The 13,806-nt window shown below is 65.6% G+C and carries 14 protein-coding genes and 2 tRNA genes; 11 read left to right on the top strand and 5 right to left on the bottom strand.

The window, feature by feature from the left end:
• Positions 1 to 6: 6 nt before the first annotated feature.
• Together QT386_RS01395 and QT386_RS01390 are read right to left on the bottom strand one after the other, a co-directional pair.
• Positions 7 to 873, bottom strand: a complete 867-nt coding sequence (locus tag QT386_RS01395) for a YicC/YloC family endoribonuclease (protein WP_289271935.1) — start codon at positions 871 to 873, stop codon at positions 7 to 9.
• A gap of 158 nt (positions 874 to 1,031) precedes the next feature.
• Positions 1,032 to 1,253 (bottom strand): hypothetical protein, encoded by a 222-nt coding sequence (locus QT386_RS01390; protein ID WP_289271934.1) that lies wholly within the window; start codon positions 1,251 to 1,253, stop codon positions 1,032 to 1,034.
• Between the two features lie 151 nt (positions 1,254 to 1,404).
• Here QT386_RS01390 and QT386_RS01385 point away from each other — a divergent pair, with 151 nt between their 5' ends.
• On the top strand, positions 1,405 to 2,223 hold the full coding sequence (locus tag QT386_RS01385) for a glutaminyl-peptide cyclotransferase (protein WP_289271933.1): 819 nt from the start codon (positions 1,405 to 1,407) through the stop codon (positions 2,221 to 2,223).
• 91 nt (positions 2,224 to 2,314) lie between these two features.
• Positions 2,315 to 3,517 carry an acyl-CoA dehydrogenase family protein gene (locus QT386_RS01380; RefSeq protein ID WP_289271932.1) on the top strand — a complete coding sequence of 401 codons (1,203 nt, stop codon included), beginning with the start codon at positions 2,315 to 2,317 and terminating at the stop codon, positions 3,515 to 3,517.
• Positions 3,518 to 3,721: 204 nt separating this feature from the next.
• On the opposite strand, the gene QT386_RS01375 is transcribed toward QT386_RS01380, so the two are convergent.
• The 3 genes from QT386_RS01375 to QT386_RS01365 form a co-directional block, all read right to left on the bottom strand.
• A tRNA-Asp gene (locus QT386_RS01375) sits at positions 3,722 to 3,798 on the bottom strand.
• An 11-nt stretch (positions 3,799 to 3,809) separates the two neighbouring features.
• Positions 3,810 to 3,885 (bottom strand) — tRNA-Val (locus QT386_RS01370).
• A 43-nt stretch (positions 3,886 to 3,928) separates the two neighbouring features.
• Entirely contained in the window at positions 3,929 to 4,201 is a 273-nt protein-coding gene (locus QT386_RS01365) for an HU family DNA-binding protein (RefSeq protein ID WP_289271931.1), read from the bottom strand.
• A gap of 408 nt (positions 4,202 to 4,609) precedes the next feature.
• Here QT386_RS01365 and QT386_RS01360 point away from each other — a divergent pair, with 408 nt between their 5' ends.
• Genes QT386_RS01360 through QT386_RS01320 form a run of 9 tightly spaced genes read left to right on the top strand, consistent with a single transcriptional unit; the run spans position 4,610 to position 13,722 of the window.
• On the top strand, positions 4,610 to 5,200 hold the full coding sequence (locus QT386_RS01360; protein WP_289271930.1) for a hypothetical protein: 591 nt from the start codon (positions 4,610 to 4,612) through the stop codon (positions 5,198 to 5,200).
• Positions 5,197 to 7,026 (top strand): hypothetical protein, encoded by a 1,830-nt coding sequence (locus QT386_RS01355; RefSeq protein WP_289271929.1) that lies wholly within the window; start codon positions 5,197 to 5,199, stop codon positions 7,024 to 7,026. Before QT386_RS01360 ends, QT386_RS01355 begins: the two co-directional genes overlap by 4 nt.
• Positions 7,023 to 9,848, top strand: coding sequence for a tetratricopeptide repeat protein (locus tag QT386_RS01350; protein ID WP_289271928.1), 2,826 nt, complete (start codon positions 7,023 to 7,025; stop codon positions 9,846 to 9,848). Before QT386_RS01355 ends, QT386_RS01350 begins: the two co-directional genes overlap by 4 nt.
• Positions 9,832 to 10,569: a tetratricopeptide repeat protein gene (locus QT386_RS01345; RefSeq protein WP_289271927.1), complete on the top strand. Its 738-nt coding sequence runs from the start codon at positions 9,832 to 9,834 to the stop codon at positions 10,567 to 10,569. Before QT386_RS01350 ends, QT386_RS01345 begins: the two co-directional genes overlap by 17 nt.
• Before the next feature lie 38 nt (positions 10,570 to 10,607).
• Positions 10,608 to 10,955, top strand: a complete 348-nt coding sequence (locus QT386_RS01340; RefSeq protein WP_289271926.1) for a hypothetical protein — start codon at positions 10,608 to 10,610, stop codon at positions 10,953 to 10,955.
• A gap of 59 nt (positions 10,956 to 11,014) precedes the next feature.
• The gene (locus QT386_RS01335; RefSeq protein WP_289271925.1) at positions 11,015 to 11,650 is read left to right on the top strand and encodes a MotA/TolQ/ExbB proton channel family protein; all 636 of its coding nucleotides are present in this window, start codon (positions 11,015 to 11,017) and stop codon (positions 11,648 to 11,650) included.
• Positions 11,651 to 11,681: 31 nt separating this feature from the next.
• Complete coding sequence (locus tag QT386_RS01330) at positions 11,682 to 12,221, top strand: biopolymer transporter ExbD (RefSeq protein WP_289271924.1); 540 nt, start codon at positions 11,682 to 11,684, stop codon at positions 12,219 to 12,221.
• The gene (locus QT386_RS01325) at positions 12,218 to 12,730 is read left to right on the top strand and encodes a biopolymer transporter ExbD (RefSeq protein WP_289271923.1); all 513 of its coding nucleotides are present in this window, start codon (positions 12,218 to 12,220) and stop codon (positions 12,728 to 12,730) included. Before QT386_RS01330 ends, QT386_RS01325 begins: the two co-directional genes overlap by 4 nt.
• Positions 12,727 to 13,722, top strand: coding sequence for a TonB family protein (locus tag QT386_RS01320; RefSeq protein ID WP_289271922.1), 996 nt, complete (start codon positions 12,727 to 12,729; stop codon positions 13,720 to 13,722). Before QT386_RS01325 ends, QT386_RS01320 begins: the two co-directional genes overlap by 4 nt.
• The last annotated feature ends 84 nt before the right edge of the window (positions 13,723 to 13,806 follow it).

Below are 13,806 nucleotides of genomic sequence, written 5' to 3'. Positions count from 1 at the left end.
CGCGGATCACTCGATGTTCTGAACCTGCTCGCGCATCTGTTCGATGATGACCTTCATCTCGACGGCGCAGCGGGTGATCTCGGCGTCCTGGGACTTGGACGACAGCGTGTTGGCTTCGCGGTTGAGTTCCTGCATCAGGAAGTCCAGACGGCGGCCGACCGACTCGCCACGGGCGCAGGCCTGCTTCACCTCCTCCAGGTGGCTGAGCAGGCGCGACATTTCCTCTTCCACGTCCAGGCGGGTGGCGGCCAGGGCGGTTTCCTGGGCCAGGCGCTGCGGCTCGATCTCCACGCCCAGTTCGGCGCAGCGGCTGCGCAGCTTCTGCAGCCACTGGTCGCGCACCTGCGGGTGACGCTCGCGGACCTTGGCCACCAGCTCGGCCAGGGCCACGGTGCGCTCGGTCAGGAAGTGACCCAGGCGTTCGCCCTCGCGGCCACGGGTGGCGCTGAAGTCTTCCAGGGCGCGCTCGAACAAGGCCTTGGCCTCGGCCAGCATTGGCGCGAAGTCGGCCTGCTCCTGGCGCAGCACGCCCGGGAAGGACAGCAGGCGGATGGGGTCGGTGGCGGTCAGGGGACCGCATTCATGTGACACGGCGTCCATGGCCTCGCGCAGCTGGCGCAGGCGGCCCACGTCCAGCTGCAGCTTTTCGTCGGCCTGGGCCTCGCGGTTGAAGCGCAGGCCGCATTCGACCTTGCCGCGGCCCAGGCGGGCACCGGCCAGCACGCGCAGTTCGTTCTCGATGGCGCGGAATTCCTCCGGCATCTTGAGCTGCAGGTCGAGGTAGCGGTGGTTGACCGAGCGCAGCTCCCAGCTGAGCCGGCCCCAGGGCTTCTGCACTTCCGCTCGGGCGTAGCCCGTCATGCTGCGGATCATGTGAGGTGTCCGTCGTCAGTAAATGAGGCGGACATTGTAACGGCGCCCGGAAAAAAGAATCGCCACGCAGGAAGACCCGGCGTGGCGATATCGATCATGCGTGAATGGTGAAGCTGCGCGGGCGGCGCATGTCCGCCCGAACCTTTGAGGCTTACAGCTTAGACCTTGGCAGCAGCCTTGGCCTTCTTCGCAGCCTTCTTCACGGCCTTCTTGGCGGCCGGCTTCTTGGCGGCAGCCTTCTTCACGGCCTTCTTGGCGGCCGGCTTCTTGGCGGCAGCCTTCTTGGCGGCCGGCTTCTTGGCCGCAACCTTCTTCACAGCCTTCTTCGCAGCCGGCTTCTTCGCAGCCTTCTTTACAGCCTTCTTTGCAGTGGTTGCCATGTCACAATCCTCCGATCTAGACGGTTTGCGGAACGCTTTCCGCATGAGCAGGAGATGCAACTCGCATTTCCCTGTTGTGAATATTTACTTAAAAATAAATAAAAAAGCAACGTCTTTATCTGGAGTGACTTTTTCACACTCGACGAACCGCATGAAAAAAATTGCTGCGCTTTGCGTTTTGATCGTTCAATTTTTTGCGTGCGGAATGCCCGCAAACGCTGATGGATACAGCGTTTCAGCGATTTCGTACGAACTGCTGCGCGAGTTGCCGCACGACTCGAAACGCTTCACTCAGGGCCTTGCTTTTCGCGACGACAGTCTGTTCGAGAGCAGCGGCCTTTACGCGCAATCTGCGCTGTTTGAGACCCGTTTGAGCGACCAGCGGACCCTGAAACGGGTGGCTTTGCCGCGCTCGGTTTTCGCCGAGGGGCTTGCGCTGCACGGCGACGAGGTGCATGTGCTGAGCTGGCGTGAACAACGCGGCTTCGTGTTCGACCTGAAGCTGCGCCTGCTGCGCGAGTTCCGGTTTCCCGGCGAAGGCTGGGGCCTGGCCAGCATCGGCAAGGAGCTGGTGCGCAGCGATGGCAGCCATCGGTTGACCTTCATGGACCCGCAGACGCATCGCGATCTGCGACAGGTGGAGGTGCGTGATGGCAGCGGACCCGTCGCGCAACTCAACGAGCTGGAATTCGCACGCGGCTGGCTCCTGGCCAATGTCTGGTACAGCGATCGTGTCGCGTTGATCAACCCGGCGGACGGCCGCGTCGGCGGATGGCTGGATCTGGCGCCGCTGCGGCGCCGGCTGCCCGACCCCACGAACCTGCCCGACGGTGCCGTGCTCAACGGCCTGGCCTACGACTCGGAGCATGACCTTATATATGTCACCGGCAAGTGGTGGCCGCGGCTCTTCGCGCTGCGCGTGGATTGGCCCGCCTTGCACCCGGCGGCGACTTCCTCAGTCAATAAGTAATAATAATTACCAATGCGGATTATGAAGGCGTAGCCTTTGATATAACCGCAGATGTATAGTGGCCTCATCGCTATTCATCGGAGTTTTGGTAATGCAATTTACCCACGAGCACGAGGAGCTGTACCGCACCACCAAGCGCTTCGTCGAGGAAGAGCTGAATCCGCACGTGGCGGAGTGGGAGAAGGCCGGCATCTGGCCGGCCCACGAGGTGCTCAAGCGCATGGGCGACCTGGGCCTGCTGGGCATCAACAAGCCGGTGGAGAACGGCGGCCTCGGGCTGGATTACTCCTACCAGATGCTCTTTGCCCAGGCGCTGGGCAACTGCCTCTGCGGCGGCGTGCCAATGGGTATCGGCGTGCAGACCGACATGGCCACCCCGGCCCTGGCCCGCTTCGGCTCGCCGGCGCTGCGCAAGGAATACCTGGATCCGGCGATCAAGGGCGAGATGGTGGTGTCCATCGCGGTGTCCGAGGCCTCGGCCGGCTCCGACGTGGCCGCCATCAAGACCACGGCGCGCCGCGAGGGCGACGACTACGTGATCAACGGCTCCAAGATGTGGATCACCAACGGCACCCAGTCGGACTGGGCCTGCATGCTGGTGAACACCGGCGAGGGCAAGCCGCACATGAACAAGTCGCTGATCGTGGTGCCGATGGACGCCAAGGGCATCGACCGCAAGACCAAGCTGGACAAGCTGGGCATGCGCTCCTCCGACACGGCCATGATCTTCATGGACAACGTGCGCGTGCCGCGCCGCAACCTGATCGGCAGCGAGGGTATGGGCTTCACCATCCAGATGATGCAGTTCCAGGAGGAGCGTCTGTTCGGCGCCGCCTCCGGGATCGACGGCCTGTTCAACATCATCAAGGAGACCATCGAGTACACCGGACAGCGCCAGGCCTTCGGCCAGTCGCTGCTGGACAACCAGTCGGTGCACTTCCGCCTGGCGGAACTGCGCACCGAAGTGGAGTCGCTCAAGGCGCTGATCTACCAGACCACCGAGGAGTACGTGCTGGGCAAGAAGTCGCCGCAGGAGGTGGCCATGCTGGCCTCCATGTGCAAGCTCAAGATCGGTCGCGTGGGCCGCGAGGTCACCGACGCCTGCCTGCAGTACTGGGGCGGCCAGGGCTTCATGTGGGAGAACAACGTCTCCCGCGCCTACCGTGACACCCGCCTGGTGTCGATCGGCGGCGGTGCTGACGAGGTGATGCTGGGCATCATCTGCAAGATGATGAACATCCTGCCGGGGAAGAAGAAGTTCGAAGCCAGGAAGGCGGCCGAGAGCGCAGCCTGATAGGGACGGGACAATAAGGGCGAGAGCCTGGAGGAGAGAGGCGGCCGCGAGGCCGCCTTTTTTGTGCTGCCTCTTCCAGAGCGCAGACGAGCCGATGGAGCGGCTGAACCGGCGCAGATCAGCCAATGCCTGGGCGCGCGGGACCGGACAGCAGGCACAAAAAAACCGGCCACCTTTCGGTGGCCGGTTTTTACTTCTATAGAGTGGCGGAGCGGACGGGGCTCGAACCCGCGACCCCCGGCGTGACAGGCCGGTATTCTAACCAACTGAACTACCGCTCCACTGTATCCTCTGGTGGGTGCTGAGGGGCTCGAACCCCCGACCTACGCCTTGTAAGGGCGACGCTCTACCAACTGAGCTAAGCACCCCTCGAACCTTGGCCGTTCGTACCGAACGCCCCAGAAGAGCCCGCTACTTTACAGCGTCTTTCAGCGCTTTGCCAGCTTTAAATGACGGCGTCTTGCTGGCCTTGATCTTCAGGGGGGCGCCGGTCTTGGGATTGCGGCCGGTACGGGCCTTGCGCTCGCGCACCTGGAAGGTGCCGAAGCCCACCAGCGAAACCTTGTCGCGCTTCTTCAGAGCCTTGGCCACCACTTCAAACAGAGAATCGATCGCGCGGCCGGCGTCGGCCTTCGACAGTTCGGCCTTGTTGGCAACCGCGTTGATCAGATCGGTCTTGTTCATTGACTCATTCCCTCACAGACGGATTATTTGATACGGCCTGATGGCCGACTGGATGCTGGATGCGGATTTTCCTGGCTCGGAGTGACTTGGCCGTGACGGCGGCGAAGCCCGTTGGGGACGGCTGGAGCCCAGGTCCGGCGCTTTATAACAAGCGACCTGTAGAGCGTCAACAAAGCCGCTGATCGCCCGCAAAGCCTTGCGCCATGCGGCTTTCGGGGCCTGCGACATGTAGGAAAATCTACCCTGGCCGACCGGGGAGCGTGCAGGGCCGACAAACGTGCGCACGCCAATGAGCCCATCGGTGGAACATGAAGCCCCGTCCGTGGTCACAGCGTGACAGCGGGCAGGGTTGACCGCTCATTCCTTTTGCTACACTCCGGCCAGATTCAGACGCGAAGCCAATCCCCGATGCCCCTCTCCGACTGCCGCAAGTCCGCAGGCCTGATGCTCGTTGCATTGCCCGTTGCGCTGCTCGCGCTGGCCCTGCCGGCTAAGGCCGCCAGCCCCAGCGCCGCCGAACTCGAAGAGCAGACGCTCAAGCTCGACCAAGCCGTGCAGGCATTCAAGAAAGAAGCGCTCGGCTTCAACACCGAAGCCCAGCAGGTGGAAGACGATGTGCTCTTCCCGCCACATGCGCGCCTTTCCGTATACCTGTCGGTGAAGGTGCCGGGCCTGCTGCTGAAGGAAGTGAGCGTGGCGGTGGACGGCAATGCGCCCCAGACCTTCGCCTACACCGACCGCGACGCCAAGGCGATGCTCTCCGAGGGCCACATGCAGCGCGTGCTGCGCACGGCCGTCGGCGCGGGGGCGCACCGCATCCGCATCAGCTACAGCGGCCAGATGGCCGACGCCAAGGCCGATGCGCCGCCGGTGGGCGACAGCTACGAGGCCGTGTTCGACAAGGACCAGCGTGAAACCAACCTCGAATTCAGCATCTCGCGCCGCACGCGCCTGTCCAAGGCCGGCATCTCCATGACGCAGTGGAGGCCCAAGAAGTGATATCCCCGCGCAAACTGCTCTGCGGCAGCCTGGCTGCCGCGGCGATGATGGCCGCCGGCACCGCCGCGGCTGCCGAATCCTATGTCTCCGGCACCAAGACCGATCCGCTGGTCCGCAGCGCGATGTTCCTGGACGCCGACGGCCGCTATTTCTCGGCCCTGGTCGAGTTGCTGTCCGGCAGCCGTGGCAAGGACCCGGCCCGCATGCCGGCCGACTTCCAGTGGCGCCTGGCCGAGAGCTACCTGTCCTTCGGCATGCGCGACGAGGCCGAGGCGATCTATCGCAACCTGGCCACGGGCACTCCCGATCCGCTGGTGCTGGCCAAGGCCCGCCTGAAGCTGGCCGAGTTCGACTACCAGCGCGGCTACAACGCGGAGTCGCGCGCCACACTGCTCCGCATGAAGGAGAAGCTGCCCAAGACCCTGGTCGAGGACTGGCAGGATCTCTACACCCGCGTGCTGATGGCCGAGGGCCGCTACAGCGAGGCCGCCGAGGCCCTCACCGCCGAGGACAACGCCAGCAAACTGTCCGAGTACACCCGCTACAACCTGGGCGTGGCGTTGATCAACGACGGCCGCGCCGCGCAGGGCGTCACCATCCTCGACAAGGTCGGGCGCCTGCGCCCGGTGACCTCCGAGGACCTGGCACTGCGTGATCGCGCCAACCTGACGCTGGGTTACTGGTTCCTGCAGAACAAGCAGGGCGGCACCGCCAAGCCGGTGTTCTCGCGCATCCGCCTGGATGGGCCCTTCTCCAACCGTGCCCTGCTGGGCCTGGGCTGGGCGGAGCTCGCTCCCACCGGCGAGAAGACGCGCCGCGTGGAAGTGGGCGACCAGACCAAGGAAGAGAGCCCGTTCTCCAACTTCTCGACGCTGGGCGTGCTGCTGCGCCCCGGCTTCCTGGAAGACGACATCTTCAAGCGCGCCAACCTGCGCAACTTCCGCCTGTCCAAGGCGCAGAAGGACGAGGAAGAGGCGCTGCGCAAGGCCCTGGTTCCCTGGGTGGAGCTGATCTCGCGTGATCCCATGGACCCCGCCGTGCAGGAAGCCTGGCTGGCCATCCCCTTCACGCTGGACCGCCTGGGCGCGCACACGCAGGCGCTGAAGTTCTACGAGCAGGCCATCGGCGAGCTCGAGAAGGGCCGCAAGCGAATGGATATCGCCATGGATTCGATCCGCAAGGGTCGCATGGTGGAAACCATCGTGCGCCGCGACATCGACTCCGAGGCGGGCTGGGAGTGGAAGCTCAAGGACCTGCCGGACGCGCCGGAAACCTACTTCCTGCAGTCACTGCTGGCCGAGCACCGCTTCCAGGAAGCACTGAAGAACTACCGCGACATGCGCATGCTCTCGCGCAACATCGACGCCTGGCGTGGTCGCATCGACGCCGCCGACAAGAGCTGGAGCAGTGTCGAGCGCGAGCCGGCGATCATCCCGGAGCTGCTGTCGCGCGCCAAGCAGGACAGCGAGGTGCCATTTGCCGGCCTGCGCATCCAGCTGCGCAGCGAGACCAAGCTCTCGGCCCCGGGCACCTACACCGACAAGCTGGCCGCACCGGCGCCTGCGCCGGCACCGCTGGCGGTGGCTGTTGCGCCGGCCGGTGGCTTCAACGGCCCCTATGAACGCGCGCAGAACCTGAAGAAGCGCATGGAAACGCTGCGTGGCCTGGCCGAGCAGATCGGCGCCGAGCAGGATGCCCTGCTCAAGGCGATCGCGGTGCGCGAACTGGCTGGCCAGCAGCGCCAGATCGAGAAGTACCTGATCGAAGCCCGTTTCGCATTGGCGCGCCTGTACGACCGCGCACAGAAAGGTGAGCTCGACAAATGAATAACAGGATGTTGCCCTTCGCGCTCACCGCGATCGCGCTGGCGCTGGCGGCCTGCTCGCAGCAGCCGATCAAGGGATCGTCGCCGCGCATCAGCAAGGCCATCGGCAAGATGGATGCGCCAAGCCAGGAAAAGCTGCCGATCATCACCTCCGAGCCGATCGCCACCGATCCTCAGAAGGCCGCCGACAACTATCGCGCGCTGCTGGACCTGCAGCCCGACCTGGACACCAAGGCCGAGGCCAAGCGCCGCTTGGCCGACCTCACGGTGCAGATCGAGGACAGCAAGGGCAATGTCGGCGAGAGCAACCAGGCCCTCAAGGAGTCGATCAAGTTCTACAACGAACTGCTGAACGACCGCCCCGAGGACAAGAACAACGACCGCGTGTTCTATCAGCTGGCCCGTGCCTACCAGAACGTGGGCGACGTCAACGCCGCGATCGACACGCTGCGCCGCCTGAACGAGCGCCACCCGGACTCCGACCTGTCCGGCGACGCGCATTTCCGCCGCGCCGAGCTGCTGTTCCTGACCAAGCGCTATGACGAGGCGGAGGTCGAGTACAAGACGGTGATGGACCTGGGCGACCAGACCCAGTTCTTCCAGCTCTCGCAGTACAAGTACGGCTGGAGCCAGTACAAGCAGTCCAAGTTCGAGGAGGCCGTGGGCACCTTCTTCGCGATCCTGGATCGCGAGCTGCCTGCCGGCGAACAGTACGAGACCGACAAGGCGCTTTCGGGCGTCGACAAGGGCAAGTACGACATGGCCAAGGACTCGCTGCGCGTTGTGACGCTGTCCTTCGTGCAGCTGGGCGGCGGCAAGGCCCTGAACGAATACCTGGGCAAGCACGGCGATCCGCGCTACTACCCGCTGGTCTACGCCGCGCTGGGCGAGACGCTGCTGGAAAAGGAGCGCTACACCGACGCCGCCGAGACCTATGCCGCTTTCACCGAGCGCTACCCGCGCTCGCCGCGCGCGCCGGCCTTCCAGACCCGCGTGATCAAGGCGTATTCCGAGGGCGGCTTCCGCGACATCGTGGTCCGCGAGAAGGAACGCTACGCGGTGAACTACGACCCGGCGGCACCCTATTGGGGCGGCCAGCCGGCGACGCAGGAGGTCCTGACCGAGCTGCGCTCGCACATGGAGGACCTGGCCAAGCACTACCACGCCCTGGCGCAGAAGGACCCGGCGACGCAGAAGCCGTCCTTCCTGGTGGCGGCCAAGTGGTACAAGCGCATCATCGAGGTCTACCCCAAGGACCCGCGCATCACCGACATCAACTTCCTGCTCGGCGACGCGCTGCTCGACGGCGGCCAGACGCTGGAAGCGGCCAAGGAATACAGCAAGACCGCCTACGACTACCCGCCGCACACCAAGTCCGGCGAGGCGGCCTACGCGGGCGTGCTGGCGTACCAGAAGTACGCCAAGGAAGTGCCGCCGGCCGATCGCGCCGCCAGCGCGCTGCGCCAGGCGATCGATGCCAGCCTGAAGATGGCCGACACCTTCCCCGGCCACCCGAAGACTCTGCCGGTGCTGACGCAGTCGGCGCTGGACCTCTACGAGCTCAAGGGCTACGACGAGGCGATCAAGGTGGCGGACCGCGTGATCAAGGCGCCGGGCAACGTGGCGCAGGACCTGCGCCGCACCGCCTGGAGCGTGACCGGCGACTCGCACTTCGCCCAGAAGCGCTACCCGGACGCCGAGAAGGCCTTTGCCGAGGAGCTCAAGCTCACCACGCCCAACAGCCCGGCCTACGCCGAGGTCACCGAGCAGTTGGCCGCGTCGATCTACAAGCAGGGCGAGGCCGCGCGTGACGCCAAGGACCTGCGCACCGCCGCCAACCAGTTCCTGCGCGTCGGCCAGGTCACGCCGCAGGCCAAGATCCGCGCCACCGCTGACTACGACGCCGCCGCGGCCCTGATGCAGTTGGAGGACTGGCCGAAGGCCGCCCAGGTGCTGGAAAGCTTCCGCAGCATGTTCCCGGCCCACGCCCTGATCGCGGACGTGGACAAGAAGCTGGCCGTGGCCTACCACAAGGACAACAAGCCGGCCCAGGCCGCTGCCGCCTACCGCCGCATCTCGATGCGTGCCACCGAGGCGGTGGACACGCGCATGGAAGCGGCCTGGCTGTCGGCCACGCTGTACGACGAGGCCAAGATGCCGGCCGAAACGGCGCAGGGCTACGAGACCTACGTGCGCCAGTTCCCGCGACCGCTGGCCCGCGCGGTGGATGCCCGCCAGCGCCTGGTGGAACTGGCCCGCGTGCGCGGCGACACGACCGCCGAGACGCTGTGGCTGCGTGAGCTGGTGCAGGCCGACGACACCGCCGGCGCCGAGCGCACCGAGCGCACCCGCACGCTGGCCGCGCAGGCCAGCCTGGCGCTGGGCCGCATGAGCGCGGCGCAGGCCAAGACGCTGCGCCTGACCGCCCCGGTGGAAAAGACCCTGCCGGCCAAGAAGCAGGCCATGGAAGCTGCCGTGCAGGCCCTGAACAAGGCGGTAAGCTACGGCTTTGCCGAGATCACCACCGCCGCCACCTACGAGTTGGGCACGCTGCAGCAGGACTTCGGCAAGGCGCTGATGGACTCCGAGCGGCCGCGCAACCTCAAGGACCTGGAGCTGGAGCAGTACAACCTGCTGCTGGAAGAACAGGCCCTGCCGTTCGAGGAAAAGGCTATCGCCGCCTGGGAAGCCAACCTCAAGCGCATCCCGCAGGGTGTCTACGACGAATGGGTCGCCAAGAGTGCCAAGGCGCTGGCCGCGATCGCGCCGGCCAAGTACGGCAAGCGTGAGAAGGGCGAGGATCGCTATGAAAGCCTCAAGTAAGCTGCAGCTGGCGCTGGTGCTGGCACTGGGCGCGACGGTATCCGCGTGCAAGACCTCGCCGGAGCGTCCGGCGCCGCCGGATCGCCCAGGCGCCGAGGCCACGGCTCCCAAGCCGCCCGACAAGGGTGACCCGAAGGCCCGCTTTGCCGCGGCACTGGAACAGCTCAAGGGCAAGCAGTTCCAGGAGGCCGAGGAGGCGTTGACGTCGCTGACCAAGGACTTCCCGGAGTACTCCGGCCCCTGGACCAACCTGGGCATCATCTACTTCAACTCCAACCGCAAGGGCCCGGCGGCCGCGGCCTTCAACAAGGCGGCGGTGCTGAACCAGGACAACGCGGTAGCCTTCAACTACCTCGGCATGCTGGCGCGCGAGACCAAGGACTACCCCCGTGCCCAGATGGCCTACGAGAAGGCCCTGAAGCTGGAGCCGGACAATGCCCTGGTGCACTACAACCTGGCGATCCTGCTGGATGAGTACCTGAAGCGCCCGGCCGATGCCCTGCCCCACTACAAGGATTACCAGCGCCTGTCCGGAAAGCAGGACCTCAAGGTGATCGCCTGGGTCGCCGAGATCGAATCCAATATCGCCAAGGCCGCGCCGCCGCCGGCTGCCGCCCCGGCCGTGTCCCCTTCGGCGACCCCGGCGGCGCCGGCCGGGCAGCCACAGCCGAAGAGCGGTGCCGCGCAGACGAGACCGCGCGCCGCGGAGCAAGCAAAATGAGGACCGTGAAAGCTTTATTTCCCGCCCTGATTCTGGCAATGTCCTGCGCCGCCCAGGCCCAGGACGAGATGCCCGCAGTGGGTGGTGGCCAGCCCGCCGCACCCACCGAGACGCCCGCCCAGGCCGCGCCGCGAACCACGGCCGTCAAGGAGCAGGCGGTGGGCACGAACATCTTCGCCGGCGAGAAGGAATCGCCGATCGGCCTCTACATCATGCCCTGGCGTGAATCCCCGGCCGAACGTGATATCGACCGCCCGGCGCGGCTGCTGCAGGAGCAGGTGCTGCCTGTGGACCGCGTGGTGTTCGAGCGGCAGCTGGAATACTACGACGCGCTCTCGGGCGCGTTGAAGAGCAAGGGCCTGGTCACACCGCTGGAACGCCCGTAAACGGCGCTCCATCCACCGATTTTCATCAAAGACGCAAGCGACACTAAAGGATTCGAATCATGGATTTCTTCGCCAAAGTGCTGCACTTCTTCCAAGAGGGCGGCCTCTTCATGTATCCCATCGCCCTGGTCGCGGTCTGCGCCATCGCGATCGCGGTGGAGCGCTGGTTCTTCCTGCGCCGCGTGCAGAAGGAAAACGCCGTGCTGTGGGCCGAGGTTTCGCCGCTGATCGCCCAGGGTGACCTGGAGACCGCCGCTCGCGTGACGGAAGGCTCCGACACCGCCATTGCCCGCATCATCAGCAACGGCATCGCACAGGCCCGCGTCGAGAACAAGCGCAGCGAGATCGAAGTGGCGGCCGAGGAAGGCCTGATGGAGGTACTGCCGGCGATCGAGAAGCGCACGCACTACCTCGGCACCTTCTCCAACATGTCCACGCTGCTGGGCCTGCTGGGCACGGTCATCGGCCTGATCGGCTCCTTCGCCGCACTGGGCGCCGCCGACCCGGCCGAAAAGGCCGACCTGCTCTCCAAGGGCATCTCGGAGGCCATGAACTGCACCGCCTTCGGCCTGATGGTGGCCATCCCGTCGCTGCTGCTGCACTCCTACCTGCAGAGCCGCACGACCGAACTGGTGGACGGCCTCGAGGCCGTGGCCGGCAAGTTCGTCAACGCACTCAGCAGCCGCCGCCGCTAAGTCCCTTTCGCAGCCTACACGCGAGATTCCGATGTCCCAGAGAATCCGGCGTCTGCAGCGGCACCACAAGCAGCGTGCGCGCGCCGTGCACCTCAACATCGTCTCGCTGATCGACGTGTTCGCGGTGCTGGTGTTCTTCCTGCTGGTCAGCTCCTCGCTGGCCGCCGCCCGCCTGAACGTCATCAGCCTCAACCTGCCGTCTCCGGACCGCACGGTCACGCCCCAGCAGCAGGAAAAGCAGCCGCTGACCGTGACCCTGCGCAAGACCGAGCTGGTGGTCAGCTCCAGCGGCGGCACCCGCACCCTGGCCAACACGCCGCAGGGCTACAACATCCAGGCGCTGTCCGACCTGCTGGTGGAAGTGAAGAAGTCCGATCCCTCGGAGCAGAGCATCAACGTGCTGCTGGAGCCGGACACGCCCTACGACGACCTGGTGAAGGTCATGGACGCGTCCCGCATCACGCCGGCCGAGGCCCGCGCCTCCGGACTGCCGCATGAGCTCTTCCCGCAGATCTCCATCGGCGATGCGCCGGTGAATGGCGCCGTGCCGGCACCGGCGGTGAGCCCATGAAGAAGGACCGCGTCGTCAAACGGCTGCAGCGTCTCGCACGCCAGGCCAGCCGCGACTCCGAGCTGAACATCGTCTCGCTGATCGACATCTTCGCGATCCTGGTGTTCTACCTGCTGGTGAACGCACTGGTGGTGGAGATCCTGCCGAATCCGCAGGCGCTGAAGCTGCCGGAGTCGGTGATCCAAGAAGAGCCCCGCGAGAACACGCTCGTGCAGGTGACCCTCAATGACGTGCTGGTCAACAACCGCCGCGTCATGAGCCTGTCCGAAGCGCTGGCCGCCGAAGGCAACATCCTGCCGGCGCTGAAGTCCGAGCTGATGGCGGCCCCGCTGATGCAGACCCCCGGCGCTGGCGCCGGCATGGTCACGCGCGGCGAGGTCAACATCATGGCCGACAAGGCCATCCCCTATCAGATCCTGAAGAAGGTGATGGCCACCTGCACCGAAACGCGCTTCGCCAAGATCTCGCTGGCCGTGATCGAGAAGCACGGCGCGGGAGGTGGCCAATGAGCTCCATCTGGTACGCCACCCCCGACAGCTGGCGCCTGCCCGACGAGACCGACCGCCGCTTCAACCGCATCATCGTGGTGTCGCTGATCCTGTTCGTGATCGTGGGCATCATCGTGCCGCTGCTGAAGCTGCAGGGCCTGAAGTCCGGCGGCGGTGACACCACCGAGCAGCGCTACGTCAGCCTGATCCCGGAGGCGGAGATCGCCAAGCAGGTCGAGGAGCCGGCGCCGGCGCCGGAAGACAAGCCCAAGCCGGAACAGCCCAAGGCCGAGACCAAGAAGCAGGACAAGCCGCCCGAGCCCAAGCGTGAGGAGAAGGTGGTCCCGCCGCAGCCCACGCAGCAGCAGATCGTGGAGAAGGCACGCGAGACCGCGTCCCGCAGCGGCATCCTGGCGATGCAGCAGCAGCTGTCCGAGCTCAACAACCAGTCGCTGCAGGGCTTCGACACGCCGCGCCCGCTGAGCCGCATCGAAGCGCAGGCAGGCACCGGGGCCACCGGTGCCGGTTCGTCGGCAGCCTTCGAGCGCGCCGCCGCCAGCGGCAGCTCCGGTATCGGCGCCAGCGGCAGCGGAGAGCAGCGTCGCCAGAGCGGCGCCGGCATCGGCACCCGCCGCACCACGGTGGTGGAAAGCCCGATCGGCACCGGTCCGGACAAGACCAAGCCCGGCCAGGGCGGCGACAAGATCTTTGCCGGCCGTTCGCTGGACGAGATCCAGTTGGTGTTCGACCGCAACAAGGGCTCGTTCACGTCGATCTACAAGCGCGCGATGATGGAGTCGCCGGCCCTGGAGCAGGGCGGCAAGATCATCGTCAGCATCACGATCGCCCCGAGCGGCCAGGTCACCGACTGCAAGCTGGTGTCCAGCACGTTCAACGACCCGGACTTCGAGCGCAAGATCATCCAGCGCGTGATGTCGATGAGCTTCGGCGCCAAGGATGTCCCGCCGTTCACGTATCCTAACTATCCGATCGTCCTGTACCCGCCGACCTGATCCGGCCAACGACTGTGTGCTCCTGTAGTTCCGACGGGGGTGGCCGCGAGGCCATCCCTGTTTTTCTTTGTGCGAGCGAAACGC

Source organism: Solimonas sp. SE-A11 (genome assembly GCF_030345715.1).
GTDB lineage: Bacteria > Pseudomonadota > Gammaproteobacteria > Nevskiales > Nevskiaceae > Solimonas_A.
The sequence above is the reverse complement of the archived record's forward strand: the minus strand, read 5'-3'. Positions and strand labels throughout refer to the sequence as shown.